The organism is Pseudomonas sp. (assembly GCF_033723075.1).
GTDB lineage: Bacteria > Pseudomonadota > Gammaproteobacteria > Pseudomonadales > Pseudomonadaceae > Aquipseudomonas.
Map to the genome: position 1 here is coordinate 209,038 of NZ_JAWVXU010000006.1, position 24,393 is coordinate 233,430.

Consider the following 24,393-nt stretch of genomic DNA (forward strand, 5'->3'; position numbering starts at 1 on the left):
CAGTCTTCTTATGCCCATGGGAGCGGGCGGGCTAAGGTTCATCATTCATGTCCCACTGGTCTGACTCGCCAGGGGCGTCTGCGTTGGCGGGGCGGCGGGTGTTACCGCGATCCCCGCTTCGAATTCGTTGCGGAAATACTTGAGTGCGCTGGCCAGTGGCTCGACGGCGCCGGGGGCATGGGCGCAAAAGGTCTTGCCCGGGCCGAGGAAGGCGCACAGTTGCTCGAGGATTTCGATATCACCGGGTCGACCCTGGCCGCGTTGCAGTGCGTCGAGCAGCTTGACGCTCCAGGGCAGGCCATCGCGGCAGGGGGTGCAGAAACCGCAGGACTCGCGGGCGAAGAACACCTCCATATTGCGCAGCAGGCCGACCATGTTGACGCTGTCGTCCAGCGCCATGGCCAGACCTGTGCCCAGGCGCGTGCCGACTTTGGCGATACCGGTGCTGCACATCGGCGCATCGAGATGCTCGGGCAGCAAAAAACCGGTGCCGGCGCCGCCCGGCTGCCAGGCTTTCAGCCGATAGCCGTCGCGCATGCCGCCGGCGTAGTCCTCGAACAGCTCGCGGGCCGGGATGCCGAAGGGCAACTCCCACAGCCCGGGGTGCTTCACCTTGCCGGAAAAACCCAGCAGCTTGCTGCCCATGTCTTCACTGCCGGGGCGGGCCAGGGCCTTGTACCAGTCGACGCCGTTGCCGATGATCGCCGGCACGTTGCACAGGGTTTCGACGTTGTTAACGCAGGTCGGCTTGCCCCATACGCCGACGGCGGCGGGGAAGGGCGGTTTGGCCCGCGGGTTGGCCCGGCGCCCTTCCAGTGAGTTGATCAGCGCGGTTTCTTCGCCGCAGATATAGCGACCGGCGCCGCTGTGCACCAGCAGCTCGAAGTCGAAGCCACTGCCGAGGATATTGCGGCCGAGCAGGCCGGCCGCCTCGGCCTCGGCGATGGCGCGCTTGAGGTGCCGGGCGCAGTCGACGTATTCGCCGCGCAGGAAGATATAGCCGCGATAGGCCTTGAGCGCGCGGGCGCTGATCAGCATGCCCTCGATCAGCAGGTGCGGCAGCTGCTCCATCAGCAGGCGGTCCTTGTAGGTGTTGGGCTCCATCTCGTCGGCGTTGCACAGCAGGTAGCGCGTGTTCTGGGTTTCGTCCTGGGGCATCAGCCCCCACTTCACCCCGGTGGGGAAGCCGGCGCCGCCACGGCCCTTGAGGCCGCTGTCCTTGACCTGCTGGGTGATCTGCTCCGGGCTGAACTGGGCGAGGGCCTTGCGTGCGGCGGCATAACCGTCCTGGCGAACGTATTCGTCGAACCAGACCGGTTCGCCGTCGTCGCGCAGGCGCCAGGTCAGCGGATGGTTTTCGGCGCTGCGCGGGCTGAGGTTGGCGGTACTCAAGGAGACGCAACTCATGGGTAGCGCTCCAGTATCCGGACTACATTGTCGGCATCCAGGTGGCTGTAGGTGTCGTCATCGATCATCAGGGTCGGCGCCTTGTCGCAGTTGCCCAGGCAGCACACCGGCAGCAGGGTAAAGCGGCCATCGCTGCTGGTTTCGCCCAGACCGATGCCGAGCCGTTGCTGCAGCGCGGCCTGGATCGACTCATGGCCCTGGAGATAGCAGACCATGCTGTCGCACAGGAGGATGATGTGGCGGCCCACCGGTTGGCGGAAAATCAGGCTGTAGAAGGTGGCCACGCCTTCCACGTCGCTGGCCGGGATGCCGAGAATCTCGCCAATGGCCGGGATCGCGCCGTCCGGCACCCAGCCGCGTTGTTGCTGGACGATTTTCAGCGCCTCGATGGACGCCGCGCGCGGGTCCTCGTAATGCGCGAGTTCGTGCTCGATGGCCATGCGTTCGCTGGCGCTGAGGATGAATCGGTCGGTCTGGATCAAGGAGTCAGTCATATCAGCGGTCCACGTCGGCCATGACGAAGTCGATACTGCCCAGGTAGGCGATCAGGTCGGCGACCATGCTGCCCCTGATCACCGCCGGGATCTGCTGTAGGTGCGGGAAGCTCGGCGTGCGGATGCGGGTGCGGTAACTCATGGTGCCGCCGTCGCTGGTCAGGTAGTAGCTGTTGATGCCCTTGGTCGCCTCGATCATCTGCAGGGATTCATTGGCCGGCATGACCGGGCCCCAGGACACCTGGAGGAAGTGGGTGATCAGGGTTTCGATGTGCTGCAGGGTGCGCTCCTTCGGCGGAGGCGTGGTCAGCGGGTGATCGGCCTTGTACGGCCCGGCCGGCATGTTGCGCAGGCACTGCTCGATGATCCTCAGGCTCTGGCGCATCTCCTCGACGCGGATGGTGCAGCGGTCGTAGGCATCGCCATTGACCGTCAGGGGGATCTCGAATTCGAAGTGCTGATAGCCGGAGTAGGGCCGCGCCTTGCGCAGGTCGAAGTCGAGGCCGGTGGCGCGCAGGCCCGAGCCGGTGACGCCCCATTCCAGCGCCTGCGCGGTGTTGTAGGCGGCCACGCCGATGGTACGGCCGCGCAGGATGCTGTTCTGCAGGGCGGCTTTTTCGTACTCGTCGAGGCGCTTGGGCAGCCAGGTGACGAACTCCTGCACCAGCGTGTCCCAGCCGCGCGGCAGGTCATGGGCGACGCCGCCGATGCGGTACCAGGCCGGGTGCATGCGAAAGCCGGTGATGGCCTCGATCACCCGGTAGGCGCGCTGGCGGTCGGTGAAGGTGAAGAACACCGGGGTCATGGCGCCGACGTCCTGGATATAGGTGCCGAGGAACAGCAGGTGGCTGCTGATGCGGAAGAATTCGGCGAGCATCACGCGGATGAAGTCGACCCGGTCCGGCACGGTGATCCCGGCCAATTTCTCCACCGCCAGCACATAGGGCAGGTTGTTCATCACCCCGCCGAGGTAGTCGATGCGGTCGGTGTAGGGAATGAAGCTGTGCCAGCTCTGGCGCTCGGCCATCTTCTCGGCGCCGCGGTGGTGGTAGCCGATCTCCGGCACGCAATCGACGATTTCCTCGCCGTCCAGTTGCAGGATGATGCGAAAGGCGCCGTGGGCGGAGGGGTGGTTGGGGCCGAGGTTGAGGAACATGAAGTCCTCGTACTCGCTGTGGCGCTGCATGCCCCAGTCTTCCGGCCTGAAGCGCAGGGCTTCCTGCTCCAGGTCCTGCTTGGCGGCGGACAGGCTGTAGGGGTCGAACTCGGTGGCGCGCGCCGGGTAGTCCTTGCGCAGGGGATGGCCCTCCCAGGTCGGCGGCATCATGATCCGGGTCAGGTGCGGGTGGCCGTCGAAGCGGATGCCGAACAGGTCCCAGATTTCCCGCTCGTACCAGTTGGCGTTGGCCCAGATGCGCGTGCAGCTGGGCAGGCTGAGGTCGTTTTCCTGCAGGGCGACCTTGATCATCAGGTCACTGTTGCGCTCGATCGACAGCAGGTGATAGAACACGCTGAAGTCCGCTGCCGGCAGGCCGCGGCGCTGGGTGCGCAGGCGCTCGTCCATGGCGCTGAGGTCGTAGAGCATGACGTAGGGCTTGGGCATATGGCGCAGGTAGTCCAGCACCTGCAGGAGAATGTCGCGCTCGACCCAAAGCACCGGCATGCCGGTGCGGGTGTCTTGCACGATCAGGCTGTCGGCGCTGAAACGCGCCTGCAACTCGACGACCACGTCAGGTGTGGCAGGCGGTTGCGGCGGTGTATGCAGGGCGCTTGATGCAGTCATTCTCTCGCTCGCGTAATGCTCGATTCAAATCTCGTCGGGGCTGCGCAGGTTGGTCACTTGAATGCGTTCGGCGCGTCGTTGCTCGCGTTGCGAGGGCATGTCGGCGCGATAGATGCCCTGGTCGCCAACCACCCACGACAGCGGCCGGCGCTCCTGGCCGATGGACTCCTGCAACAGCATCAGACCTTGCAAGAACGCCTCGGGGCGTGGCGGGCAGCCAGGCACGTAGACGTCCACCGGGAGAAACTTGTCGACCCCCTGGACCACCGAATAGATGTCGTACATGCCGCCGGAGTTGGCGCAGGAGCCCATGGAGATCACCCACTTGGGCTCGAGCATCTGCTCGTAGAGGCGCTGGATGATCGGCGCCATCTTGATGAAGCAGGTGCCGGCAATGACCATGAAATCCGCCTGGCGCGGCGAGGCGCGGATCACTTCGGCGCCGAAACGGGCGATGTCGTGCGGGGCGGTGAAGGCCGTGGTCATCTCCACGTAGCAGCAGGACAGGCCGAAGTTGTAGGGCCACAGCGAGTTCTTGCGGCCCCAGTTGACCGAGTCGTTGAGCACCTCGTGCAACTTGCCCATATAGATGTTGCGGTGCACCTGACCGGCGAGCGGATCAGCGACGGTCTCCCTCTCGCCAATCGGGTACTGGGCATTGGCCGCGTCGGGATCGATTCGTGTGAGTGTGTACTGCATCCCCGTACCTCAAGGTTTGTGCTGGTTGGCGAGGCGTTTACGCCGCGCTTGCGGCGCCCAGTCGAGCGCACCGATGCGCGCCAGGTAAAACAAGCCGATCAGCAGGATCACGATGAACACCAAGGCCTCGATAAATCCGGGCCAGCCGCTTTCGCGCAGCGAAATGGCCCAGGCAAAGAGAAACAGGGCTTCTACATCGAAGATCACGAACAGCATCGCAACCAGATAGAACTTGGCGGAAAAGCGCAGACGCGCGCCGCCGGTAGAAACGATGCCGGACTCGAATGGCTGGTTCTTGCTATGCCCCCAGGCCTTGCTGCCGAGCAGACTGGAAACCCCAAGCATGAAGGCGCACAACCCGGCTACGCCCAACAGAAAAACCGCAAACCCCCAGTTATGGGCCAGGCTCGCTACCACATCAGACATGCCGTACTCCTCGACAAGGATGGGTGTTGCTGACGCATCACTCCCTGTGACTCAGTCACAGCGGTTTACTCAATACTAGGCGGGGTTTGGCGAGTCAGTGGCTTTCTGCTGAAAAAAACTCGATCCATGGCCTTGGTCGGTTTCCAAGCTGGTGCCCAGGGACAGCGCGTCGGGTCTGCCCGTTTGGGCGATTTCAGCCGGTCGTATCGGCCCCTGCCTGCTTGTCTAGGAGACTGTCGGACTTAACACTGTTCTACTGCGGAAAAGCCGGACTTGGTCATTTTTGCTGCTTTCCCTCGTTAAATAGCCAGCTATTCGCCTCGGAAAACCACCAAAACTGCCTCAACCCGGACTTTCCCTCGCTACGAACGGTCAAGTCCGACAGGCTCCTAGGGTGCCGAATTCGACCGGCGTTTTCACGTAGAACAAGGCGAGATCCTCCTGTTGCAAACGCTCGAACAGTCGACTGCATTCCTCTTCGCTGAGCACCAGGGAGACTTCCATCGGCTGATCGGCAAGTTCGAAGAAGTGGTAGGAGTGGAGCTTGCCCGTATGGCCGAAACCCTCGATGCCGGACACCAGGGTGGCGCCGCGCAGATGCATTTCCTTGGCCAGGGCGACCAGCCAGTCCGCCAGCATCTTGCCCTTGTAACGGCGATTCTGTTGGGTGAAGAAGGTCACCTGATAGCCGTGCATGATCGCTCTCCTGCAGTGTGCGCTTTCAGCATAGCGCCACGTCGACGACAGGGAAAATGGCGCTCAATGCCGGCCACTCGACTCTTCGCAGGAGCCAATGGGCTACACGGCTATAACACATGGCATGCGTTCTGCCGGGGCCCGGCGCTTCCACTCATGCACTGGCCACGTAGCGCAACGTCAGTAGCGGGCGCCAGCAGCCGCAGCAGACGAGCGTTTTTTTCACCGGCTCTCAGCTCCAGCCCCAAAACTGCAGCCACCAGCCATAACCGACCCCGGCCGTGCCCAGTGCCAGGCAGCAGAACGCCGCGAGCCGATTCAATCCGCGCGCGCCATGCCGGCCCAGTACCTGCCAGCCCAACCACAGGCTCCAGATCATGGCGGCGACGAGTAGCCCGGCGCGGGCCGGTTGCACCCAGGCAAGAGCCAGACCCTCGTAACGCAACAGCTTGACGGTGGTGGCGCTAAGGCCGAGAAACAGGCCGCTGGTGCCGAGCGGGATCAGGCTCAAGGCCAGGTGCTCGAAGGTATTGCCGGTGCGCGATACCAGCAAGGCCGCGGCGCGCAACAGCAGCCACAGACCGCCACCGAGCAGCAGCGCGCTGGCCGCCAGGTAAAACAGGATCAGCAGGCCATCGAGCCAACTGAACAGGTCGTTGGCCTGCGGGTAGTGGGTCAGCAGCCACCAGGGCGCATCGGCCTGCAGCAGCCAGTAGCTGTCGTGCTCGACCAGCCAGGTCGCCGCCGCCTGCTTCAGGCTGACGAACCAGGGGCTGACGGTCCATTGAAAGGCGCCCATGGCCAGGCCGATCACGCCGAACAGCAACAGGCTGCTGTCCCAATGGCTGGCGTGCCGGGCGCCGACGATCAGTATCTCCGCGTTCGGCGAGCGCGCGCTCAGCTTCACCGCGCCACGTTGCCCGCTGCAGCGCCCGCAGGCGTGGCAGTCGGCGGCGCCCTGCATGCGGCGAATATCCAGCAGGGGCGCGCAGTTGGGCGGCGGCTGGCGCGGCGGCGGATTGTCCAGCCAGCGTTGTTCGTCGACCTTGTAGTGCATCGGGGCCAGGCGGGCGAGCAGGGCGAACACACCGCTGACCGGGCACAGATAGCGGCACCAGATGCGCTTGCCGCGGCCATAGAGAAAGCCCACCAGCATCGCCGCCAGGGTCGAGCCGCCGAGAATCAGCAGGGCCGCCTGGGCATAGTCGTAGACGCTGATTAGCTGGCCATAAACAGTGGTGAGGATAAACGCCAGGGTCGGCCAACCGCCCCAACGAATCCAGCGCGGCGTACCGCGACCCAGGCCGCGCCAACTGATCCACTCGCTGAGCGAGCCTTCGGGGCAGAACAGCCCGCACCAGAGCCGGCCGAACAGCACGATGGACAGCAGCACGAATGGCCACCAGACGCCCCAGAAAATGAACTGGGCGAGCAGCGTCAGGTTGTCGAGAATGCGTGCCTGGCTGGACGGCAACGGCAGCAGCGCCGGCAGCACCAGCAACAGGCCATAGAAGGCCACGACCGCCCATTGCACGCCACGAATCAGCCGGGCATGGCGGCGTAGCGCGTCGCCCAGATCGCCGAGCAGGGCGTTCAGTTGGCGCATGGCGACTCGGCGGGCGAGCTGCGTCGCAGCCAGAAGACGACCAGCAACCAGTAGCCGGCGAGGGCGGCGACAGTGGCCAGGGAGGGCATGGCGCGGTAGCCGGCGAAGTTGGCCAGTACCGACCCCAGGCCCGAGGCGTCATCCAGACCGGCCGAGGTGTCCCAGAGCGCATTGCCGAACCAGGCGTAGACCTGCTCGGGCAGCTCCAGGGCCATCAACTGACCGCTGATACGGTCGAGCCCGGCGATCAGCATGGACGCGCCGAGCAACAGCAGCACTACTTCGCTGAACATAAAGAAATGCCGCCAGGACACCAGCCGGCTGCCGGCCTGCAACGCCACGAACGTCAACAGCGCCAGGGCAAAACCAGCCGCACCGCCGAGGGCGAATTGCCAGAGTGCGGCGCCTTGCTTGTGCACGCCCAGACCATAGAGGAAGACCACGGTTTCGCTGCCTTCGCGGCCCACCGCGAGCATCGCCAGGAGCAGCAGACCGACGCCGCCGTTGCGCTGCAGGTGAACGTCGGCCGCCTGTTGCAGGTCGCGCTTGAAGGTGCGGCCGTGGCGGCGCATCCAGCCGACCATCTGCAGGATCAACACACTGGCCAGCAGCACCAGCGCCGCCTGGAACCACTCGCCGGCCGCCCCCGCCAGCCATTCGCCGGCGAACAGGATGATCAGCGCCAGCGCCGCGGACAACAGCAGGCCCAGCGCCACGCCACCCCAGAGAAAAGCCATGGAGCGGCCGCGCTCCGCCCGCTGGCTGATCCAGGCATGCAGGATGCCGATCACCAGCAACGCCTCGACGCTTTCCCGCCAGACGATAAACAACGACTGATTCATTCAAGGCTCCGGTTGAAACGGCTTCATTTGGCGACTATGCCGCCCTCGGGCAACTCGAGGTGGAACTCGTCGAAGAACGGGTAATGGCCGGGCCGCAGCGGGTGAATCACCACGAACGAGGTGACCCCGGGCGACATCACCTTCTCCACGCGCAAGGGCGTGCTTTCGAATTCCGCCGGGCCCTGCCCCTGGTTATGCAGGACGATCTTGAAGCGTTGGCCCGCCGCGACTTCGAGCAGTGCCGGGGTGAAATGACCATCGCGGATCACCAGCTCATAGGTCGGCAAGCCGGCTGCGAACACAGGCATACCGAGGGTTGCCAGCAGCAGGGCAAATAACGGACGAGGCATAACGAGCTCCAGTGGGACGCGGCCTGCCAGGCCGCGCCAGTTGCGATCAGTAACCGCCTTTCTTGCCGATACCGGCGTAGGTGAATTCGTAGCTGAGGTCGCAGCGCTCGAACCAGGGGGCGACGCCGGTTTCCTTGTCGGTGTGGCGGCCGAACATGCCGTGGCCAGCGCTTGGCGGCAGGACGCTGAAGGTCAGGTGGTACTTGCCCGGGCCGGACAGCTTGAGGTTGTCGCCGTAGTGCGGGCCGTCGTTGGCGACCATGGCGTGGAAATCACCCTTGAGTTCCTCGTCACTGCCGTCCTTGCGCAGCACGAAGGCGATGTTCAGGTAGGGCACGAAGCTGCCTTCCTGGAAGCCGTTGGGGTTGTTTTCCAGTGCGCTGATATCGGCTTCCAGGTGTACATCGGAGTCGGCGGCGGGGCGCATCATGCCCGGCGGGTCCATCTCGATCGGTTGCAGGTACACGGCACCGACTTCCAGGCCGCCGCATTGCTGGGGTTGGCCAATCGGGTATTCCTTGGCCTGGGCACATGTAGCGACCAGCAGCAGGGCGAGTGAAAAGGGCAGTTGTGCGCGCATCGACGGTTTCCTCTGAGCGTTGGCTTGGATCGGCCTAGCTTAAGGACCCACAGCTCAAACAATAATGATTTGCATCAAGATTCTGTTTGGTTGGCGAAATAATTGAGCCAGGTCAGCATTGTGCGCACTACCAATGAAGAGGTATGGCGATTGGCCGGCAGTTGCTGGAACCTGTCAAACCTGTCGTCTCCTCACCGCGGATCCAAGCCTGCGGAGCTGTCAAACCTGGATCACGCATGGATGTCCGCCACAGAAACAGGAACTGGATATGCACCACAAACAACTCACGGCCTCGACCCTGGCTCGCCTGCATCAGAACCAGGTGGCGCTGGGGGAGGCCGTCTGGCAGTTGGCCAAGTGGATCGAGCAGCGTGGCTCGACAGAGGTGGCGCAGGGCGTGCAAGCGCAACTGCAGTTATTGACGATCAACTCGGCGGCGATCAACCAGGCCCTCATCGAGTTGCTCGACAACCACCTCAATACTTGAGACTCGACGGGTTACCACACTGCCAGTGTCTGCTATCGCGCTAACTCCTAATCGAGATCAAAAACACTGCAAAAAATCTGGCGCATGGTTATGACAGGCTTGCATGCTGGAGCATAAGAATGACTCGAGACGATGTGCTGGAAATCCCCATCCGCGACAGAGGTAGCGCAGGCCAGGCGCTGGCGCGGTTGTTGACGGCTTATCGCCGGCGACCTGACGTGATCGTGCTGGCCTTGCCGCGCGGTGGCGTGCCGGTAGCCTACGAGATCGCCAACGCACTGCAGGTGCGTCTCGATCTGATGCTGGTGCGCAAACTCGGCGTACCAGGCCATTCCGAGCTGGCCATGGGTGCCATCGCCAGTGGTGGCGTGCGGGTGTTGAACCACGATGTGCTGGCATCGCTGCATATCGATGGCGCTACCGTCGACGCCGTGGCCGCGCAGGAAAGCCTGGAGCTGCAGCGCCGCGACCGCGCCTACCGCGGCGAGCGGCCGCTACCGGTGCTGGACGGCCAGCAGGTGATCCTGGTCGACGATGGCCTGGCCACTGGCGCCACCATGCAGGCGGCGATCAAGGCAGTACACCAGCAGTCGCCCGCGCGTATCGTGGTTGCCGTACCGGTGGCGCCGCCCGATAGCGTGGCGCTGTTGCGCCGACAGGTCGATGAAGTCATCTGCCCGTTCACGCCCGAGATGTTCATCGCCATCGGCCGTTGGTATGTGGATTTTTCCCAGACCTCGGATCAGCAGGTACAGACGCTGTTGCGCCAGGCCTGGCAGCGTGAGCAAGGCGAACATGAGCGACAACCGTGAGCGATTACGGCTATGAGGAGGCCACATTCATGCGCAGCATAGCGTTGCGAACCCTGCAACTTCCTGTGAGCGATGCCGAACTGACCGCTGATCTGCTGTTGCCGGATGACGCAATCGGCGTGGTGGTGTTTGCCCATGGCAGCGGCAGCAGTCGCCTCAGTCCGCGCAACCTGCAGGTCGCGCGTTATTTCAACGAGCTGGGCCTGGCAACCCTGTTGTTCGACTTGCTTACCGCAGCCGAAGAACGAGTGGATCGCCTCAGCGCCGAGTACCGTTTCGATATCCCGCGGCTCAGTCGGCGTCTGGTCGGAGTGATCGACTGGCTTGCCGGCAACGCCGAACTGGGCGCCTTGCCCATCGGTCTGTTCGGCGCCAGCACCGGCGCAGCGGCGGCGTTGATCGCCGCGGCGCAGCGTCCGCAGGCGGTGCATGTCGTGGTCAGCCGTGGTGGGCGCAGCGATCTGGCTGGTGCAGCATTGGCCCAGGTGACGGCGCCAACCCTGCAAATCGTGGGCGGCGCGGATTCGCAGGTGTTGCGTATGAACCGTGAGGTCAGCCAGCAACTGCACTGCGAGCAGCAATTGGCCGTGGTGCCCGGGGCTACGCATCTGTTCGAGGAGCCGGACGCACTGGAGCAAGTGGCTTTGTTGGCCGGCGACTGGTTCTGCCGCCACCTGCGCGATGGCGGCAGATGAGCCACGCCTGTACGAGCGTGAGAGCTTGTCAAACAACGCTCGACTAACGCCAGCTAGAGCGTTGCGCTAGATTTTCGCAAGCGCTGAGCTCAGACAGTCTGTTGTTGTCGAGCCTCTATTCTGCCGATCTGGTTCAATGCCGCTGGATGCATGAGGCGTAACTCGCGGCCCTTGATTTCCAGCAGACCCTGCTGCCGCATTCGGCTGAATAGCCGGCTGACCGTTTCGGTGGTCAGGCCCAGGTAATTGCCGATTTCGCTGCGGCTCATCGACAGGATGAAACTGGTCGCCGACAGGCTGCGCCGCCCATAGCGCAGCGAGAGGTTGAGCAGGAATACCGCCAGGCGCTGTTCGGCACTTTCGCGGTTGTGACTGTAATGCTGCTGCTCTTCATGCAACTCGCGGCTCAGAGTGGCCAGCAGTTGCTTTCTCAAGCTGGGGATATACCCGGCCAGCTCTTCCAGCTCGGCAAGCGGAATGGTGCACACCAGGGATGTTTCCAGGGCCTCGGCATAGCTGGGGAAATTGCTGCTGCCAAAGGCATCCAGGCCGACCAGCTCGCCGGGCAGGATGAAGCCGGTGATCTGCTGGTTACCATCCTGATCCAGCAGGTAGGTTTTCAATGCGCCCGAGCGCAGCGCATAGATCTGCTGCATGGGTTCGCCGGCACGAAAAAGATGATCGCCTTTGTGCAGCGGACGATTGCGTTTGACGATGTTTTCCAGCAGGTCGACTTCACCATGATGCAAGCAACCTGGCAGGCACAGTCGGCTGAGCGTGCAGTCATGGCAATTCATCTGAATCTTGACCGGCGAGGTAAAGGCGCCGTGAAAGTCATGAGCAGACATGATCTGATATTCCTTTATTATCAAAAATATGATCTAAATCAATTGCTAATGATTTCTAAATGTAAGCTATGGGTTTTTCGTCGATTATCTGACTATCTTATCTTAGAGGAATACACAGGTAATGAAGGCGCTTCTGTTGAAATCGGACCAAAGGTCGCGAGCAGGGTGTAGTCATTGCTGGTTGAGGATCACTCGCGCCGCGGTGGTTCTGAGCACTGCCCGAGCAACAGCGGCTTCAGCGTTGCGAGGGGCTGAGTTACTGAGTGAACGCCGTGAGGATGAGTCATGGATCGAAGCAAGCTGCCGTTGCACCCGGATGACCTCGAGCTGTCAGCCCGCGACGGTTTTCACGCCAGGGACAAGGTTGAAAGCTTGCTGGAACTGGCGGGAATCGTCCTCAATGGCAGCCAGCCCTGGGACATGCAGGTGCTCGACCCGCGTGCCTACCCGCGCATGCTGTCCGAGGGCAGCCTGGGCCTTGGCGAGGCCTATATGGATGGCTGGTGGGAGTGCGAACAGCTCGACGAGTTCATCCATCGGGCGTTACGCGCCAATCTCGAAGCAAAAATACGCGTCAGCTGGTACGAAGCCTGGCAACGATTGCGCGGTCTGCTGGCCAATCTGCAGTCGAAAACGCGCGCCTTTATAGTCGGCGAGCAGCACTACGACCTGGGTAACCAGCTCTACCAGTGCATGCTCGATTCACGCATGACCTATACCTGCGGCTATTGGCGCAACGCCGCCGATCTCGAGCAGGCGCAGGCCAACAAGCTCGATCTGGTCTGCCGCAAGATTGGTCTGCAACCTGGTGACCGGGTGCTGGATATCGGTTGTGGCTGGGGCAGTTTCGCCGAGTTCGCCGCGCGCAACTACGCGGCCGAGGTGGTTGGCATCACCATTTCCCGCGAGCAGGCCGAGTTGGCCCGGGTACGTTGCAGCGGGTTACCCGTGGAGATCCGCCTGCAGGATTACCGCGACCTGCAGGAGAGCTTCGACCACATCGTCTCGCTCGGCATGTTCGAGCACGTCGGCTGGAAGAATTACCGCACTTACATGCAGGTCGTGCATCGCTGTCTGCGCGACAAGGGCCTGTTCCTGCTGCACAGCATCGGCGCCAACCAGAGCGGCCTGCACACCAATAGCTGGATCGACCGGCATATCTTCCCCAATGGCGGCCTGCCGTCGATCGCACAGATCGGCAAGGCCATCGAACCCGACTGGGTGATGGAGGACTGGCATAATTTTGGCGCCGACTACGACCTCACCCTGATGGCCTGGTATGCCAATTTCGAGCGGCACTGGGGCGAACTGGCGGCGCACTATGATCAGCGCTTCTACCGCATGTGGCGCTACTACCTGCTGACCTGCGCGGGCGCCTTCCGCGCGCGCAACATCCAGCTCTGGCAGATCGTGCTGTCCAAGGGCGGCGTGGCGGATGGCTATCGATCGCTGCGCTGATGGATCGCTGCCCGGCAACGGCTGGCTAAAGCTCAAATTCTGAGGGCAATTATATGGCTCATACGAAAATTCTGTTCCGCAGCAGCGCCCGGGAGAAGGTGCTGCGCGGGGCGACCCAGCTGGCGGATGCGATCCGGGTAACCCTGGGGCCGAAATCCAAATCGGTGCTGATCCAGAAAAAGTGGGGCACGCCGCAGGTCTGCAACGATGGCGTGAGCATTGCCAAGCAGGTGAATCTGGAGGATCCCGAAGAGAACCTCGGGGTGCAGATGCTGCGCCAGGCTGCCGAGCGCACCGGCGAGGCGGTGGGCGACGGTACCAGCACCTCGACGGTGCTGGCCCATGCGATCTTCGCCGACGGCGTGCGCAATGTGGTCGCCGGGGCCAGCGCCATCGATATCAAACGTGGCCTGGATCGCGGCCTGCAGGTGGTGATCGACTCGCTACGGGCCCTGTCAAAACCGGTGCGCACGCGCAAGGAGAAGGCCCAGGTGGCGACGATCTCGGCGCATAACGACGGTGCGATTGGCGAACTGGTCGCCGATGCCCTGGAGAAGGTCGGCAGCGAAGGGGTGATCAGCGTCGAAGAATCGAAGACCACCGAGACAGTGGTGGAGGTGGTCGAGGGCATGCGCTTCGACCGCGGCTATGTCTCGCCATACTTCATCACCGATACCGACAAGATGCAGGTGGAGCTGGAGGAGCCCTACCTGCTGCTCTGCGACCAGAAGATCGGCCTGCTCAAGGACCTGATTCCGCTACTCGAGCAGATCGCCAAGAGCGGGCGGCCGCTGGCCTTCATTGCCGAAGATATCGAAGGCGAGGCGCTGGCGACCCTGATCGTCAACCAGATCCGCGGCATTCTCCGCGCCGTGGCGGTCAAGGCGCCGGGGTTCGGCGACCGGCGCAAGGAGATGCTCCAGGACATCGCCGTCCTCACTGGCGGCCTGGTGATTTCCAGCGAACTGGGCATTCGCCTCGAACAGGTCGAACTGAGCCAGCTCGGCCGCGCCCGGCGAGTGGTAGTCGACAAGGAGAGCACCACCCTGATCGGTGGCGCCGGCGAACGCGAGGCGATCGAGCGGCGCATGCAACAGATTCGCAAGCAGATCGAGATGGCCAGCAGCGACTACGACAAGGAGAAACTCCAGGAGCGCCTGGCCAAACTCTCCGGCGGGGTGGCGGTGATCCGCGTCGGCGCGCCCACCGAGGCGGAAATGAAAACCCGCAAGGACGCCCTCGATGACGCCATCTCGGCGACCAAGGCGGCGATTGCCGAGGGCATAGTCCCCGGCGGCGGTCTGGCGTTATTGCGGGCGGTGCCGCTGCTCGCCAACGAGGAAGCGAAATGCGAGGGCGACGAGCGTACCGGCCTGCAGATCCTGCGCCGCGCCCTTGAGGCGCCGGCGCGGATCATCGCCGAAAACTCGGCGGTGGATGCCGGCGTGGTGTTGGCGCGGATGCTCGCGGAAAAGGCCAATGTCGGCTTCGATGCCGCGACCAACAGCTACGTCGACATGTACCAGGCCGGTATCATCGATCCGACCAAGGTGGTGCGGGTAGCCCTGGAAAACGCGGTGTCCGTGGCCAGTGTGCTGCTGTTGACCGAAGCCACCCTGACCGAGATCCCGGAAAAAGAAAGCCCCGCGGAGCCGCCATTTCCGACCTGACCGGCTGGCGGTTTCAGTGTGAAGTGGGCCAGACCAGGGCGAAGCTGCTCTCGCTGGTGGGGCGAACCGTGCAGGCGAATTGCGCCGACTCGCGTTGCAGGGTGTCCTGCAGCCATTGTCGATCCGCGCCTTTGGCTCGGTGGATGCTCAGCTGGCGCTGGCGGGTGGGTAGCAGTTCCAGCGCCGACAGGCGGCCGTCGTAGGTCAGGTCGGCAAAATACAGCAGGCCCAGCTCGCCGCGATAGGCTGCATGTCCATCGATGCCTTCATAGTCATTCAGCAGGTCGCCACAGCCATAGATAATCAGGCGCTGGCGGTAGACTTCCAGGCCCTTGATATGGTGCGAGGAGTGGCCATGTACCAGGTCCACTCCGGCTTCATCGATCAGCCCATGGGCAAAGCGCTGCTGCTCCGGCGCAACGGCAAAGCCCCAGTTACCGCCCCAATGCAGCGAGACAAGTACCCGGTCGCCAGGCTGTTTGAACGTCCGAATGTGCTGGGCGATACGCTGTACGCTGCGCGGAGAAAGGTCGTCGAGGCGCGCGACCCCGGGGCGCTGCTCGCTGGCCGCCCAATCCGGCGGCACCCCGCAGTCGCCAGTGGCATAGGCAAACACCAACAGGCGCCCGTCGTCGACCAGCGGCACAATTGCCGGAGCCTGGGCGCCGGCACGGTCCATACCGGCACCGGCATGCCGCAGACCATGGCCATCGAGGCTGGCCAGGGTCTCGGCCAGGCCCGCTTCGCCCCAGTCCAGCACATGGTTGTTGGCCAGTACGCAGCAGTCGATCCCGGCCACTTCGAGTACCGGTAGATTGGCCGGATTCATCCGGTAGTTGATGCCCTTGGGCAGCGGCCAGCCATCGTGGGTCACTGCAGTTTCCAGGTTGACCAGGCGAACATCCGGGCGGCGTTGCCTGAGCGCCTCCAGCACCACGCCCCAGACATAGGCGAAATCCACCGGCTGGGCGATCGCGCCGTTGCGCCGTTCCGCCAGTCGCACATAGTCGCCGGCATCCTTGACATAGGCTTCATACAGGCGTGGATCGCCGGGGTGGGGCAGGATCTGGTCGATACCCCGGGCGCACATCAGATCACCCGTGAGAAACAGTCGCACAGCAGAAGGATTGCCAGGCATACGGACCTCCGATTCCGATATGTCTTGCACGCTAAAGCCCGGTGCTGTGCCGAGTCTTGATCTGGATCAGGCTGCCGGCATCTGAGTGGATGGCACAGTGCAAATATCCGCCTATTGCAAGGGAGACCGCGTCATGTCGCGCGAACTACCAAGCCTCGCCAACCCGGGGGCACTGCTCACCGACCTCTATCAGCTGACCATGCTGCAGGCCTATTTCGAGCGCGACATGCTCGAGACCGCGGTGTTCGAGTTCTTCGCCCGCAAACTGCCGGCCGGGCGTAACTTCTACCTGGCTGCCGGCCTGGAACAGGCGCTGGATTACCTCGAGCAACTGCGCTTCAGCCAGGCCGAACTGGATTGGCTGGGCGGGCAGGGGCTATTCAAACCGGCCTTCCTCGACTACCTGGCCCTGTTGCGCTTCAGTGGCGATGTGCAGGCCATGGCCGAAGGCACGCCGTTCTTCGCCAATGAGCCGATCCTGCGCATCACCGCGCCGCTGCCCCAGGCGCAGTTGGTGGAGACGCGCCTGATCAACCTGCTGCATTTCCAGTGCCTGATCGCGAGCAAGGCCGCGCGCGTGGTCTTGGCCGCACCGGGCAAGCGCCTGGTGGATTTCGGCCTGCGCCGCTGCCACGGCGCCGAGGCCGGCGTCTATGCGGCCAGGGCCAGTTACCTGGCCGGCTTCGATGCCAGCGCCACGATACTTGCGGGCGCGCAATTCGGCATCCCGCTGGCCGGGACCATGGCCCACTCGTTTATCCAGGCGCACAGCGACGAAGTCGCGGCCTTCGAGCATTTCGCCCACAGCCTGCCGGACACCGTGGTGCTGCTGATCGACACCTACGACACCGAGACCGCGGCGCAGAAGGTGGTCGAGCTGGCGCCACGCCTGGCCGCTGCCGGCATTCGCATCCAGGGCGTGCGCCTCGACAGCGGCGACCTCGGCGCGCATGCGCGCAAGGTGCGCGCCATCCTCGACCGTGGCGGCCTGAGCACCGTCACCATCTTCGCCAGCGGCAATATCGACGAGTACCTGATCCAGCATCTGCGGCAGGAGGGCGCGCCGATCGACGGCTTCGGTGTCGGCACCCACCTGGGCACCTCCAGCGATGTGCCGGCGCTGGACTGTGCCTACAAACTGCAGGAATACGCCGGCACCCCGCGGCGCAAACGCTCCGAGGGCAAGGCCACCTGGCCCGGGCGCAAACAGCTGTACCGGCGTTACGACAGCGAGGGCCGCTGTTGCGGCGACACCCTGACCCTGGCCGACGACGCGGCCGAAGGCTTGCCGCTGATCCAGCCGGTGATGCGCCAGGGCCGACGCCTGCAGCCATCGCCGCCGTTGGCCCAGGTGCGCGCCTACACCCGCCAGCAACTCGAGCGCCTGCCGCTGGCGCTGCGCAGCCTGGAGCCGGCGGCGGACTATCCGGTGGAGGTCGCCCCGGCCCTGCGCGCGCTGGCCGACACCGCCGATCGCCTGAGCGGGATACCTTGAAGACTTAGCTGCCAGTGGTAAGTGTCGTAACCCGGATCTAATCCGGGCTACGAATCTGGAGCAATCCGCAGTCCGTAGGGTGTCACTCGCCGTAGGCAGTGCACCATTGGTTCACCGACGTGGCACAAAAGCTGGCGGGCTGTCGCTGCGCTCGGAACGGAACGCCGCCCGGACCGCCCTACCCGAACTGTTGGCCTACGCTGTCGGGCCACGTTCACGCCGCGTCCGTGCGGATTTCCACACCGGCCGCACGCATCGCCCTCAGCGCCTTGTCCAGCGAACCCTGGGTGTCGAGGCCGCGGCAGGCGTCCAGCAGCACCACGACCTCGAACCCTTCACGGCGACCGTCGAGTGCCGAGTAGTGCACGCAATAGTCGGTCGCCAGGCCGGCGAGGAACAGCCGCCGCAGCCCGCGTTCGTGCAGGTAGCCAGTCAGGCCGGTGGGGGTACGGCGGTCGTTCTCGTAGAACGCCGAGTAGGAGTCGACCTCGGCCCGATAGCCCTTGCGCAGGATCAATTCGGCATGGGCGATGGCCAGTTCGGCGTGCAGCTCGGCGCCGTGACTGCCCTGCACGCAATGGTCGGGCCAGAGGGTCTGGGCGCCGTAGGGCAGTTGGATGGTGTCGAATGGGCGATGGCCCGGATGCTGGCTGGCGAAGCTGCTGTGCCCCGGCGGGTGCCAGTCCTGGGTCAACAGCACATGGGTGAAGGCGGTGGCGAGGTGATTGATCTTGGCCACCACCTCGTCGCCCCTCGGGACGGCCAGGTCGCCACCGGCACAGAAGTCGTTCTGCACATCGACCACCAGCAGCAGATCCTGGGCACCGGGATTGAGTCGGCTTGTCATCGGAGTTCCTCCCTGATTTTCAGGCCATATTGCTCGGCCAGGATGGCCGCCAGCGCCGCACTGCTGTCGATGATCTGCAGCCGGCGGGCCGCCAGTTCGGGCTCCAGGCGAAACGGCGGCACGCTGTCGCAGATGACGATGGCTTCCAGCAGGGGGCTATCCAGCAGGGCGCTGCCGCCAGTGAACAGACCGTGCACCGCGGCGGCGAAGATCCGCCGGGCACCGGCGACCTGACAGGCCTGGGCGGCGCGCAGCAGGGTGCCACCGGTACTGATCAGATCATCGACGATGATCGTGGTCTTGCCGCGTACCTCGCCGACCAGCAGGGCGCCGGTGACCACATCGTTGCTGCGGTATTTCTCCATGTAGGCGCTGCCCACCGGCCGGCCGCTGCGCCTTTGCAGGGCCTGGCGGAATTGCTCGGCGCGCTTGGCTCCGCCGGCGTCGGGGGACACCGCCACCACCTCCTCGTCGGCGCCCAGGCGTTCGGCGAAGTACTCGGCGAACAGTTCGGCGCCCTGCAGGTGCCGGGTGGGGATGCGGAAGGCGTTGTCGAAGGCGGCGTCGTTATGCACCTCCAGGGACAACAAGCGGTCGACGCCACAGGCCTCGAACAGGCTGGCGACGTAGCGGCTGATGATCGGATCCTGGGGCTGGGTGCGGCGCTCCTTGCGCGCATAACAGAGGTAGGGCGCGACCACCTGCACCTGGCGGGCGCCGGCGTCCTTCAACGCGCCGCAGAAGAACAACAGGCGGCAGAGCTTGTCGTTGACGCTGTGCTCGGCATCGCCATAGAGCGAGTGGAACACCACCACCCGACGACCGTCGACCGGTTGCAGGGGCCGGCTCTTGTGCTCGCCATCCTCGAACGGCCGCTCTTCATGAGCCGCCAGCGGGCAACCGAGACGATGGGCCACGCGGGCGGCGTATTCCTGGCTGCCGTGCAGGGCGAACAGCAGGGGAGACTCTCTAGCCATGGCCGTGTGCTCCTCAAGGTCATCTAACTTCAGCATTGCCCCTGTGGGCGGCGCGTCAAGGGTTGACCGTCGCCGCGCAGATAGGCCTTGGCCTGCTGCAGCAGCGCCTGCGCCTGCTCGGCTTTTGCCGCCCGCATTTGCGCCTCGGGCAGGCGTACGGCGCTGCAGGCCAGGGTGAAACAGCGGGTGGCCGCGCGCAGCGAGAGAAACAGCGGCAACGGCCGGCAGTCCTCGACCAGGGCACTGTGCGCCAGGTAGCTGTGCAGCAGCCTGTCGGCATGTCCGGCAAGGCCATGCTGGCGCAGATCCATAAGCACGAACGCGAGGTCGTAGAGCACGTCGATGCAGGCGATCTGCTCGCTGAATTCGATGCCGTCGAAGAGCGTCGGCCGTCCCTCGTACAGGCAGATATTGGCCAGGCGCAGGTCGCCGTGGCAGCGCCGCACCCGGCCTTCGCGCCGACGTTGCTCCAGCAGTCCGGCGAGTTCGTCGAGGGCGGCCCGTGAGGCGTGGTGCAGGGCGTGCACGGCGACCGGGTCGAGCAGCGTCAGGTAGTGGCACAGCTCGCGGTGATTGTCCTCGATGGCCTGGCGGATTCCGGCCGCGCCGCCGAAGGCCTGGGTCAGTTCGGCGCTGGCATGGAAACGGGCGATCTCCGCTCCGAGGCGGTCCATCAAATCCAGGGTCAAGCGCCCGTCCAGCGCCATGCGCTCGAACAGCGCGTCCTGAGCAAAGCGCCGCATCACCACCACCCAGTCGAGCACCTGGCCGCCGCCATTGAAGCTCAGGCTGCCGTCGGCGGCGCGGTTGACCGAACGCACTTCCAGGTAGAGTTCCGGTGCGGTGCGCCGGTTGAGGCGCAATTCGGCCTGACAGGCACGTTCACGGCTGTCCAGGCTGAGAAAGTCGAGGGCGGCGTAGGCGATGGCGCGCTTGAGTTTGTAGGCGCGCTGGCCGTGCAGAAAGATCAGCGAGCCATGGGTCTCGATCAGTTCCACCACATTACCGGGCGCGCCATAGCTCTCGGGGCGAGAGAGAAAAGCGATGACTTCCTGCTGGACGTTCATGGGTGCCTCACCGCTGCCAGTTCGTCCAGCCACACCCGTGCGCTGGCATCGCTGGGTGCACGCCAGTCGGCGCGCGGCGACAGCGAGCCGCCGGAGCCGACCTTGGGCCCGTTGGGCAGGGCCGAGCGCTTGAACTGGCTGCTGGCGAAGAAGCGCCGGAGGAACACTTCCAGCCAGTCGAGGATCTCCTCCGGCGGATAGGCGACGCGCTCGGTGACGGGCAGGGTCGCCGGCCAGTCGCCGCGCTGCGCATCGGCCCAGGCCTGCTCGGCAAGGTAGGCGACCTTGCTCGGCCGGTAACCGAAGCGGCTCAGGTAATAGAGAAAGAAGTCCTGCAGCGGGTAGGGACCCACCGTGTCCTCGGCGCGTTGCAGCCCGTGTTGCGCATCGGCCGGCACCAGCTCCGGGGAGACCGGCGTGGCCAGGATGGTCCGCAGCACCCGGCCGACCGCCTCCGGCTGGTGCGTCAGTTGCCAGTGCAGCAGGTGGCGGATCAGGGTTTTCGGCAACGAGGCGTTCACCGCGTAATGGGCCATCTGGTCGCCCACGCCATAGGTGGTGTAGCCCAGTGCCAGCTCCGAGAGGTCGCTGGTGCCGATCACCAGGCCTTTGTTCAGGTTGGCCAGGCGGAACAGGTGCGAGCTGCGCTCGCCGGCCTGGACGTTCTCGAAGGTGATGTCGTAGAGCGCTTCGCCGCGCGCATAGGGATGACCGATATCGCGCAGCATCTGCAGGCAGGAGGGGCGGATGTCGATTTCAGCGGCGCTGAAACCCAGCGCCTGCATCAGCGCCATGGCGCTCTTGCGCGTGTGTTCGCCGGTGGCCAGGCCGGGCAGGCTGTAACCGAGGATCTGCTGGCGCGGCAGGCCGAGCAGATCGAAGGCGCCGGCGGTGACCAGCGCCGCCTGGGCCGAGTCGACGCCGCCGGAGATGCCGAGCACCGCGCGTTGGATGCCGCTGGCCTGGAGGCGCTTGGCCAGACCCTGCTGCTGGATCGCGTAGACCTCGGCGCAACGCGCATCGAGGCTGGCCGGGTCGCTCGGGACGAAGGGAAAGCGCGCGATGCGGCGTTGCAGCGCCAGCGGTTCGTGCGGCGCCAGGAAGTCCACGCCGACGCGGCGCCAGCTGCCGAGCTGCGCGCGGTGCTGGCTGGCGCAATCGCTGAAGCTGGTGGTGCGGGCGCGGTCCTGGCGCAGCCGGTCGAGATCGATATCGGCGACGATCAGCCCCGGGGCAGGGGAGAAGCGCAGGCTCTCGGCCAGCAGCTCGCCGTTCTCGTGAATCATCGCGTGGCCGTCCCAGGCCAGGTCGGTGGTCGATTCGCCGAAGCCGGCGGCGCTGTAGACGTAGGCGGCGATGCAGCGGCCGGACTGGGCGGCGCCGAGCAGGCGGCGGTAATCGGCCTTGCCGATGGTGGCGTTGCTCGCCGACAGGTTGGCCAGCAGCGTGGCGCCGGCCAGCGCCGCGTAGCTGCTCGGCGGCAGCGGCACCCAGAGGTCCTCGCAGACCTCCATATGCAGCACCAGCCCCGGTACCTGCGGCACCTCGAGGAGGATATCGCTGCCGAACGGCAGCGTCTGCCCGGCGATCTTGATCGTCGGCAGGATGACATCGCTGGCCGAGGCGAAGTGGCGCTTCTCGTAGAACTCGCGGTAGTTCGGCCGGTAGGTCTTGGGCACCGCGCAGAGAATCCGCCCGCGGTGGATCGCCAGCGCACAGTTGAACAGCACACCCTGCGCTCGCAGCGGCGCGCCGACCAGCAGGATCGGCAGCAGTTCGAGGCTGGCGCGGCACAGCTCATGGAGTACCTGGTCGACTTCATCGAGCAGGGCATCCTGGAAGAACAGGTCGTCATTGGCGTAGGCCGACAAGCCCAATTCCGGGAACACCGCCAGGCCGGCCTGTTGCCGGTCGGCCGCGCAGGCCAGCTCCAGGGTCGCGGCGAGGTTGCCGCGCGGATCCGCCGGTGCGACCCCGGGAGTACAGGCGGCGACCCGGAAAAAGCCGTGAGCATAGGGCGTTCGAGCGAGAGGCATCGGTCATGTCCCCGAATCCGCAGAAGCCAACAAGCAAGCCATTCTGCCATTGCGTAACGGCATGCACGCAGGATGCGCCCAGCAGCGGCGCATCGGCTTGATGTAAATCAACACGAACGCCAGGCCTGTGGCGCAGCGTGTAAGGCATTCGCTAGTGCGCAGATCCCTGCCCGCGGTAACGCACAGAATCAGCCCCACGGAGGTGCCCCCATGAGTCAATATCAACGCCTGTTTCTCATCGCCGACCGGGACATGCGTCATTCGCCGGGCCTGCAACGCGCCGCCGCCCTGGCCACCGCCAGTGGTGCCGCGCTGCATATTGCCGCCTTCGTCGAACCCTTTGCGACCCTCTCGCTGCTGGACAAGAGTGTCCAGGAAAAAACCCGCGAGAGTTATTTGCAGGAACACCGCGAATGGCTCAAGGATGAGGCTGAATTGCTGCGCAGCAAAGGCCTCAAGGTCACCACCGAAGCGGTCTGGACCAACCATCCGCTGGAGGAAATTCTCCAGCACGCGGCGGAAATCCAGGCGGACCTGCTGATCAAGGATCTGCAGCACGAGCCGGCGCTCAAGCGGGCATTCATCACCCCGCTGGACTGGCACCTGCTGCGCGAATCGCCGATACCGGTGCACCTGGTCAGTAGCACGGGCAATCAATTGCCGCGCCGCGTGGTCGCGGCAGTCGACCCGTCCAACCCGCAAGCGCAGGCAAGCGGCCTCAACCAGCGCATCATCGAAACGGCCAATGGCCTGGCCCTGCAGTGCGATGCCGAACTGCATCTGTTGCATACCTACGACCCGACGCTGGCCTACCTGACCAACGCGGTGGCAGGCAGCGTGTCCAGCGGTGGCGACCTGGTCGAAGAATTGCGCAACAAACTGCAAACCGGGTTCAACGCGCTGGCCGACGAATACGGCGTGCCGGCCGAGCACCGCCATTTCATTATCGGCGCGCCGATCAGTGCCATCGCCGACTTCACCAGGCTGAACCAGACCGATGTGATCGTGATGGGCACCGTCCAGCGCAAGGGCCTGGACAAGCTGATCGGCAGCACCACCGAACATGTCCTCTACCAGGTGCCATGCAGCATCCTGGCGGTCAAGGCGTAGCAACACAGGCCTATAGGATGGCGCTGGCCGCGGCGGCTGAGCGTAGCGATTCCTTTCACAACCAATATCAGCCGTCGCCGGGACATGGGGCATCTGCAGGCGATCGCGCTACGCGGTGATAGGTTGATCGCCGAGCCGATGGGTATCGCTACGCTCAACCGCACCCTGCAAGTACCGAGGCTCACCAAGGCGGCTGTGCGCAAGCAGTTCCAACGCAAAAAAGAGGCCCCTGCGTGTTGCCGCCAGGGGCCTTGGTCATTGCCAGCACTCAGCTGACTTTGATGTCGATGTGTTTTTCCGGTTTTATCGCTTCTGGCTTCTTCGGCATGCTGATGGTCAACACACCCTTACTGAAGCTGGCCTCGATCTTGTCGGCATCGACGCCCTTGGGCAGGTTGAAGATGCGTTCGAATGACCCGTAGTGACGTTCGGAGAGGTAGTAGTCCTTCTTCTTCTCCTCGGTTTCTTCCTTTTTCTCGCCCTTGATCACCAGATTGCCGTTGGACAGCTTGATCTCGATGTTCTTCTCATCCATGCCGGGCAATTCGGCAGTGATCTCGAAGCTCTTTTCCTTCTCGGCGATATCCACGGCAGGGATGCCATGGCCCATCAGCTCGCGCCGAAAGAATGGCTCGACGTCGAGCATCCTGCGGCCGAAGGGCAGCTGCAGCGGGCCGCGGGAAAAGTCCTCGAACAGATGATCAATCTGCTGGCGCAGGTTGGCCAACGGGTGCCAAGGGGTCGCCAACTCCGTGCGTTTACTCGCAGTGTCTTCGGTTTTTACCGGCATTTTCTTTGCGGAACTGGGCATTTTCATTCCTCCTGAAGGTCGTCCTGGAGTGGACAAAACGATTCTGCTTGCACTCATGG

The 24,393-nt window shown here is 64.3% G+C and carries 24 protein-coding genes; 7 read left to right on the forward strand and 17 right to left on the reverse strand.

Annotated elements, in window-relative coordinates; genetic code table 11:
* Nucleotides 1–45: 45 nt before the first annotated feature.
* The 10 genes from nuoF to R3355_RS09815 all read right to left on the reverse strand — a co-directional run bounded on the left by nuoF (nt 46) and on the right by R3355_RS09815 (nt 8,883).
* Complete coding sequence (gene nuoF, locus R3355_RS09770) at nt 46–1,407, reverse strand: NADH-quinone oxidoreductase subunit NuoF (protein ID WP_318961015.1); 1,362 nt, start codon at nt 1,405–1,407, stop codon at nt 46–48.
* Nucleotides 1,404–1,901 (reverse strand): NADH-quinone oxidoreductase subunit NuoE, encoded by a 498-nt coding sequence (nuoE, locus tag R3355_RS09775; RefSeq protein WP_318961016.1) that lies wholly within the window; start codon nt 1,899–1,901, stop codon nt 1,404–1,406. The genes nuoF and nuoE overlap by 4 nt, the downstream gene beginning before the upstream one ends.
* 1 nt (nt 1,902) lies before the next feature.
* Nucleotides 1,903–3,684, reverse strand: a complete 1,782-nt coding sequence (gene nuoC / locus R3355_RS09780) for an NADH-quinone oxidoreductase subunit C/D (protein ID WP_318961017.1) — start codon at nt 3,682–3,684, stop codon at nt 1,903–1,905.
* A gap of 24 nt (nt 3,685–3,708) precedes the next feature.
* The gene (locus tag R3355_RS09785) at nt 3,709–4,383 is read right to left on the reverse strand and encodes an NADH-quinone oxidoreductase subunit B (RefSeq protein WP_318961018.1); all 675 of its coding nucleotides are present in this window, start codon (nt 4,381–4,383) and stop codon (nt 3,709–3,711) included.
* A 9-nt stretch (nt 4,384–4,392) separates the two neighbouring features.
* Nucleotides 4,393–4,809: an NADH-quinone oxidoreductase subunit A gene (locus tag R3355_RS09790; protein ID WP_318961019.1), complete on the reverse strand. Its 417-nt coding sequence runs from the start codon at nt 4,807–4,809 to the stop codon at nt 4,393–4,395.
* Between the two features lie 372 nt (nt 4,810–5,181).
* Complete coding sequence (locus R3355_RS09795; protein WP_318961020.1) at nt 5,182–5,505, reverse strand: DUF190 domain-containing protein; 324 nt, start codon at nt 5,503–5,505, stop codon at nt 5,182–5,184.
* A 232-nt stretch (nt 5,506–5,737) separates the two neighbouring features.
* Nucleotides 5,738–7,111, reverse strand: a complete 1,374-nt coding sequence (locus R3355_RS09800; RefSeq protein ID WP_318961021.1) for a 4Fe-4S binding protein — start codon at nt 7,109–7,111, stop codon at nt 5,738–5,740.
* Nucleotides 7,099–7,953, reverse strand: a complete 855-nt coding sequence (locus R3355_RS09805; protein ID WP_318961022.1) for an FTR1 family iron permease — start codon at nt 7,951–7,953, stop codon at nt 7,099–7,101. The genes R3355_RS09800 and R3355_RS09805 overlap by 13 nt, the downstream gene beginning before the upstream one ends.
* A gap of 23 nt (nt 7,954–7,976) precedes the next feature.
* Nucleotides 7,977–8,303 (reverse strand): cupredoxin domain-containing protein, encoded by a 327-nt coding sequence (locus tag R3355_RS09810; protein ID WP_318961023.1) that lies wholly within the window; start codon nt 8,301–8,303, stop codon nt 7,977–7,979.
* Between the two features lie 46 nt (nt 8,304–8,349).
* Nucleotides 8,350–8,883 (reverse strand): iron transporter, encoded by a 534-nt coding sequence (locus tag R3355_RS09815; RefSeq protein WP_318961024.1) that lies wholly within the window; start codon nt 8,881–8,883, stop codon nt 8,350–8,352.
* 268 nt (nt 8,884–9,151) lie between these two features.
* Between R3355_RS09815 and R3355_RS09820 the strand changes: the two genes are divergently transcribed.
* The 3 genes from R3355_RS09820 to R3355_RS09830 all read left to right on the forward strand — a co-directional run bounded on the left by R3355_RS09820 (nt 9,152) and on the right by R3355_RS09830 (nt 10,877).
* The gene (locus R3355_RS09820; RefSeq protein WP_318961025.1) at nt 9,152–9,370 is read left to right on the forward strand and encodes a hypothetical protein; all 219 of its coding nucleotides are present in this window, start codon (nt 9,152–9,154) and stop codon (nt 9,368–9,370) included.
* Between the two features lie 119 nt (nt 9,371–9,489).
* Complete coding sequence (locus R3355_RS09825) at nt 9,490–10,182, forward strand: phosphoribosyltransferase (protein WP_318961026.1); 693 nt, start codon at nt 9,490–9,492, stop codon at nt 10,180–10,182.
* A 29-nt stretch (nt 10,183–10,211) separates the two neighbouring features.
* A complete protein-coding gene (locus tag R3355_RS09830) occupies nt 10,212–10,877 on the forward strand; it encodes a dienelactone hydrolase family protein (RefSeq protein ID WP_318961027.1) in 666 nt (221 codons plus the stop codon).
* Between the two features lie 89 nt (nt 10,878–10,966).
* On the opposite strand, the gene fnr is transcribed toward R3355_RS09830, so the two are convergent.
* Entirely contained in the window at nt 10,967–11,725 is a 759-nt protein-coding gene (gene fnr, locus R3355_RS09835; protein ID WP_318961028.1) for a fumarate/nitrate reduction transcriptional regulator Fnr, read from the reverse strand.
* A 285-nt stretch (nt 11,726–12,010) separates the two neighbouring features.
* On the opposite strand from fnr, the gene cfa reads away from it, so the two are divergent.
* Both cfa and groL read left to right on the forward strand, forming a co-directional pair.
* Nucleotides 12,011–13,183 (forward strand): cyclopropane fatty acyl phospholipid synthase, encoded by a 1,173-nt coding sequence (gene cfa, locus R3355_RS09840; RefSeq protein ID WP_318961029.1) that lies wholly within the window; start codon nt 12,011–12,013, stop codon nt 13,181–13,183.
* A 53-nt stretch (nt 13,184–13,236) separates the two neighbouring features.
* Nucleotides 13,237–14,853, forward strand: a complete 1,617-nt coding sequence (gene groL, locus R3355_RS09845) for a chaperonin GroEL (RefSeq protein ID WP_318961030.1) — start codon at nt 13,237–13,239, stop codon at nt 14,851–14,853.
* A 13-nt stretch (nt 14,854–14,866) separates the two neighbouring features.
* On the opposite strand, the gene R3355_RS09850 is transcribed toward groL, so the two are convergent.
* Nucleotides 14,867–15,991: a CapA family protein gene (locus R3355_RS09850; protein WP_318961031.1), complete on the reverse strand. Its 1,125-nt coding sequence runs from the start codon at nt 15,989–15,991 to the stop codon at nt 14,867–14,869.
* Nucleotides 15,992–16,124: 133 nt separating this feature from the next.
* Here R3355_RS09850 and R3355_RS09855 point away from each other — a divergent pair, with 133 nt between their 5' ends.
* A complete protein-coding gene (locus R3355_RS09855; RefSeq protein WP_318961032.1) occupies nt 16,125–17,486 on the forward strand; it encodes a nicotinate phosphoribosyltransferase in 1,362 nt (453 codons plus the stop codon).
* A gap of 214 nt (nt 17,487–17,700) precedes the next feature.
* Here R3355_RS09855 and pncA read toward each other — a convergent pair whose 3' ends face one another.
* From pncA to R3355_RS09875, 4 genes are read right to left on the reverse strand one after another with little or no spacing between them, the layout of a single operon-like run.
* Nucleotides 17,701–18,333, reverse strand: coding sequence for a bifunctional nicotinamidase/pyrazinamidase (gene pncA / locus R3355_RS09860; protein WP_318961033.1), 633 nt, complete (start codon nt 18,331–18,333; stop codon nt 17,701–17,703).
* Nucleotides 18,330–19,310 carry a ribose-phosphate diphosphokinase gene (locus R3355_RS09865; protein WP_318961034.1) on the reverse strand — a complete coding sequence of 327 codons (981 nt, stop codon included), beginning with the start codon at nt 19,308–19,310 and terminating at the stop codon, nt 18,330–18,332. Before R3355_RS09865 ends, pncA begins: the two co-directional genes overlap by 4 nt.
* Nucleotides 19,311–19,339: 29 nt before the next feature.
* On the reverse strand, nt 19,340–20,377 hold the full coding sequence (locus R3355_RS09870) for a phosphotransferase (protein ID WP_318961035.1): 1,038 nt from the start codon (nt 20,375–20,377) through the stop codon (nt 19,340–19,342).
* A complete protein-coding gene (locus R3355_RS09875; protein ID WP_318961036.1) occupies nt 20,374–22,413 on the reverse strand; it encodes an NAD(+) synthase in 2,040 nt (679 codons plus the stop codon). The genes R3355_RS09870 and R3355_RS09875 overlap by 4 nt, the downstream gene beginning before the upstream one ends.
* Nucleotides 22,414–22,623: 210 nt before the next feature.
* Here R3355_RS09875 and R3355_RS09880 point away from each other — a divergent pair, with 210 nt between their 5' ends.
* On the forward strand, nt 22,624–23,523 hold the full coding sequence (locus R3355_RS09880) for a universal stress protein (protein ID WP_318961037.1): 900 nt from the start codon (nt 22,624–22,626) through the stop codon (nt 23,521–23,523).
* Nucleotides 23,524–23,791: 268 nt separating this feature from the next.
* Here the strand turns inward: R3355_RS09880 and R3355_RS09885 are convergent, their stop codons facing one another.
* Nucleotides 23,792–24,334, reverse strand: a complete 543-nt coding sequence (locus R3355_RS09885) for an Hsp20/alpha crystallin family protein (protein WP_318961038.1) — start codon at nt 24,332–24,334, stop codon at nt 23,792–23,794.
* Nucleotides 24,335–24,393: the final 59 nt, after the last annotated feature.

Bases quoted from the DNA above. Each gene is read 5' to 3' on its own strand.
- nuoF (WP_318961015.1), bottom strand. From the start codon at position 1,407: ATGAGTTGCGTCTCCTTGAGTACCGCCAACCTCAGCCCGCGCAGCGCC.
- groL (WP_318961030.1), top strand. From the start codon at position 13,237: ATGGCTCATACGAAAATTCTGTTCCGCAGCAGCGCCCGGGAGAAGGTG.
- R3355_RS09810 (WP_318961023.1), bottom strand. From the start codon at position 8,303: ATGCCTCGTCCGTTATTTGCCCTGCTGCTGGCAACCCTCGGTATGCCT.
- nuoE (WP_318961016.1), bottom strand. From the start codon at position 1,901: ATGACTGACTCCTTGATCCAGACCGACCGATTCATCCTCAGCGCCAGC.
- pncA (WP_318961033.1), bottom strand. From the start codon at position 18,333: ATGACAAGCCGACTCAATCCCGGTGCCCAGGATCTGCTGCTGGTGGTC.
- R3355_RS09800 (WP_318961021.1), bottom strand. From the start codon at position 7,111: ATGCGCCAACTGAACGCCCTGCTCGGCGATCTGGGCGACGCGCTACGC.
- R3355_RS09850 (WP_318961031.1), bottom strand. From the start codon at position 15,991: ATGCCTGGCAATCCTTCTGCTGTGCGACTGTTTCTCACGGGTGATCTG.
- cfa (WP_318961029.1), top strand. From the start codon at position 12,011: ATGGATCGAAGCAAGCTGCCGTTGCACCCGGATGACCTCGAGCTGTCA.
- R3355_RS09885 (WP_318961038.1), bottom strand. From the start codon at position 24,334: ATGCCCAGTTCCGCAAAGAAAATGCCGGTAAAAACCGAAGACACTGCG.
- fnr (WP_318961028.1), bottom strand. From the start codon at position 11,725: ATGTCTGCTCATGACTTTCACGGCGCCTTTACCTCGCCGGTCAAGATT.
- R3355_RS09805 (WP_318961022.1), bottom strand. From the start codon at position 7,953: ATGAATCAGTCGTTGTTTATCGTCTGGCGGGAAAGCGTCGAGGCGTTG.
- R3355_RS09815 (WP_318961024.1), bottom strand. From the start codon at position 8,883: ATGCGCGCACAACTGCCCTTTTCACTCGCCCTGCTGCTGGTCGCTACA.
- nuoC (WP_318961017.1), bottom strand. From the start codon at position 3,684: ATGACTGCATCAAGCGCCCTGCATACACCGCCGCAACCGCCTGCCACA.
- R3355_RS09785 (WP_318961018.1), bottom strand. From the start codon at position 4,383: ATGCAGTACACACTCACACGAATCGATCCCGACGCGGCCAATGCCCAG.
- R3355_RS09855 (WP_318961032.1), top strand. From the start codon at position 16,125: ATGTCGCGCGAACTACCAAGCCTCGCCAACCCGGGGGCACTGCTCACC.
- R3355_RS09875 (WP_318961036.1), bottom strand. From the start codon at position 22,413: ATGCCTCTCGCTCGAACGCCCTATGCTCACGGCTTTTTCCGGGTCGCC.
- R3355_RS09830 (WP_318961027.1), top strand. From the start codon at position 10,212: ATGCGCAGCATAGCGTTGCGAACCCTGCAACTTCCTGTGAGCGATGCC.
- R3355_RS09790 (WP_318961019.1), bottom strand. From the start codon at position 4,809: ATGTCTGATGTGGTAGCGAGCCTGGCCCATAACTGGGGGTTTGCGGTT.
- R3355_RS09865 (WP_318961034.1), bottom strand. From the start codon at position 19,310: ATGGCTAGAGAGTCTCCCCTGCTGTTCGCCCTGCACGGCAGCCAGGAA.
- R3355_RS09820 (WP_318961025.1), top strand. From the start codon at position 9,152: ATGCACCACAAACAACTCACGGCCTCGACCCTGGCTCGCCTGCATCAG.
- R3355_RS09870 (WP_318961035.1), bottom strand. From the start codon at position 20,377: ATGAACGTCCAGCAGGAAGTCATCGCTTTTCTCTCTCGCCCCGAGAGC.
- R3355_RS09825 (WP_318961026.1), top strand. From the start codon at position 9,490: ATGACTCGAGACGATGTGCTGGAAATCCCCATCCGCGACAGAGGTAGC.
- R3355_RS09795 (WP_318961020.1), bottom strand. From the start codon at position 5,505: ATGCACGGCTATCAGGTGACCTTCTTCACCCAACAGAATCGCCGTTAC.
- R3355_RS09880 (WP_318961037.1), top strand. From the start codon at position 22,624: ATGAGTCAATATCAACGCCTGTTTCTCATCGCCGACCGGGACATGCGT.